This is a genomic window from uncultured Campylobacter sp. (genome assembly GCF_937997595.1).
Taxonomy (GTDB): domain Bacteria; phylum Campylobacterota; class Campylobacteria; order Campylobacterales; family Campylobacteraceae; genus Campylobacter_B.
The window spans coordinates 1-2,465 of record NZ_CALKTS010000112.1; the positions used below are offsets into that span (position 1 = coordinate 1).

The window sequence follows — 2,465 nt, forward strand, 5'->3', positions numbered from 1 at the left end:
AAATTTAAGCATAAGAGAGACGCCGCAATCCATAAGCGTCATCTCCAATCAGCTTTTAAAAGATCTGAGCTTACACAACGCCGAAGAGGCTCTTTCAAAATACGCCACCGGCATTTCGCTAAATAACGACGCAGGCGGCAATCGCATCGTCTCGCGCGGCTTTTATGTCGATAATATCCAAGAAGACGGCATCGCAAGCTCGGTTTCTAGCTCCGTGTTCGGGCCTCTTGGCTCATCGAAGGAATTTACCGATTTGGAATTCTACGATCGCGTCGAGGTTCTGCGCGGCGTAGCGGGCCTTACGCAAAGCAACGGCGAGCCCGGCGGTACGATAAATTTAATCCGAAAGCGTCCGAGCGATCAGTTCGGCTTTAACGCAAGTCTAAGCGGCGGTAGCTGGGATAATTATCGCGGTATGATCGACGTAACGGATGCGATAAATCAAAGCGGTACGGCACGCGCGCGGCTGATCGGAATTTTAAGTAAAACGGGCTCGTTTAAGGACTATCCGCGCAACGGCTATCGCGAAGGTATCGGCGTTTCGACGGAATTTGACGTGGCCGATAAGACGCTTCTTAGCGCGGGATTTTTGTGGCAAAAAACCGTCGGCGTCTATGATATTTACGGCGTGCCCGTTTTAGACAATCATGGAAATTTACTGAATTTACCGCGCAGAAGCTACTTCAGCTCGGATTGGGACAGAAGTGAATATAAAAAATTTAACGCCTAAAGCGAACTTTCGCACGAATTTAGCGATGATCTGAAAGCCTATGCGAGGCTCAATTATACCGATAGCGATAGCATGTTAAAATTCGGAGCGCTCGGCGGGGCAGATCCTTACAACGGCACCACGTCGCATACGGTGCGATATAGAATTTACGATAACGACTCCAAAGAGATCGGGTTTCAAACGGGACTAGATGGTAAATTCGAAGCATTTGGGCAGAAGCACGACTTTTTCTTAAACGGCTCGCTTAGCAACGAAAAGCTTAATTGGCGCGAGACTAGGACGAGAGATTCGTCTATGGCGTCACTGGGGATGAACATTTATAATTGGGACCGCTCAAGGATCGCTCAGCCCGATTGGAGCAGTGCCGCTACATTTAAAGACAGAAGCTCCACTACCATAAAACAGCGCGCGATCTCGCTCGGGACTAGATTAAATTTAACCGACGATTTTCACTTTTTGCTCGGTGGGCGCTTTTCGAAAGTAGCCTATAGCAGGTATTATTATAATATTTTGCGCGGTACGGCTTCACATAGCGCAAGCCCTAGTAAATCGGATTTTACGCCGTATGCGGGAGTGGTCTGGGATTTTGCGGATAATTTTTCGTGGTACGCAAGCTATGCCGAAATTTTTAAGCCGCAAGCCGCGCGCGATAAAGACGGTAAAATTTTAGATCCCGTCGTCGGCTATAATTTAGAAACCGGCGTGAAGGGAGAATTTTTTGACGGCGCGCTTAATACGAATGTCGCGCTATTTCAGATCATTCAGAAAAATAGGGCGATGAGCGATCCTCTTAATACAAACTACTCCATCGCCGAGGGCAAGGTGCGAAGCCGAGGCGTGGATGCCGAGCTACAAGGCTCGCTTACTGAGAATTGGAAATTATTCGCAGGATATACTTTCAACCGCAGCGTCTATTTAAAGACGGAAAGAACCTCCGCAGCGGTCGATTATAGCAAGGGCGCAAACGCCAAACGCTACATTCCGAAGCATCTGTTTAAGCTCTATACGAACTATGAAATTCCGCTCGGCGAAAATCGTAAGGTTACTTTGGGCGCCGGCATGCGCTATCAGAGCAAAACTGCTTCGATATATCGCGAAAACGTTGCGTATTACGCCGCGCCGCAAAAGGCTTACGCGCTGTGGGACGCGAACGTCGGCTATCATTTCGACAAACACTTTAGCGTAAATTTTGCGGTCAAAAACATCACGGATAAGAAGTATTTTCAAAACACGCAAAATCGCGTCGCGGGACATAACAACTACTATGGCGAGCCGCGGAATTTTATGCTAACGCTTAATTATACATATTAGGTGCGGATGAAATTTGCGCTTATGCGAACTCGGATAAACTCCTCGCACGCGGCCTTGGATAAATTCCGCGCTTTATAAGGGCGCGGATGAGGTGAGCGCAGAAGCGAGAGGCTAAGCTTTGTCGCAAGTAGCACGTAGCGAGGCGGGTAAAATTTGAACGAAGCCGCGGGATTAAAATTTAACTTGCGATTTGGTTGATTAGCGATTGATTAGCGCGGGCGATCGCAGGCGATGCGGGCAGGGCGATAAATTTAATCTCGCGATTTAATCCCGCGATCTCGCCGCAACCGGCGCTAAATTTTAAAATTTAAAGAGAAGATTTGAAAACGCTAAAGCAATTTTTTGAAATTCTACGTCTGCACTGGTTCCGCAAGGGCGCGGCGAAGCTGTGGGCGCTGCTGCTGCTCGCGCTTGGTTTTAGTCT

Annotated in this window: 1 protein-coding gene and 1 pseudogene; both read left to right on the forward strand. The window is 48.3% G+C overall.

Annotated features, from left to right (window positions below; genetic code table 11):
• A partial coding sequence (locus Q0614_RS03970) for a TonB-dependent receptor plug domain-containing protein (RefSeq protein WP_298786695.1) occupies positions 1-730 on the forward strand: 730 nt, incomplete at its 5' end.
• Positions 731-745: 15 nt separating this feature from the next.
• A pseudogene (locus Q0614_RS03975) lies at positions 746-2,041 on the forward strand (TonB-dependent siderophore receptor); the annotation flags it as partial.
• Positions 2,042-2,465 lie beyond the last annotated feature (424 nt).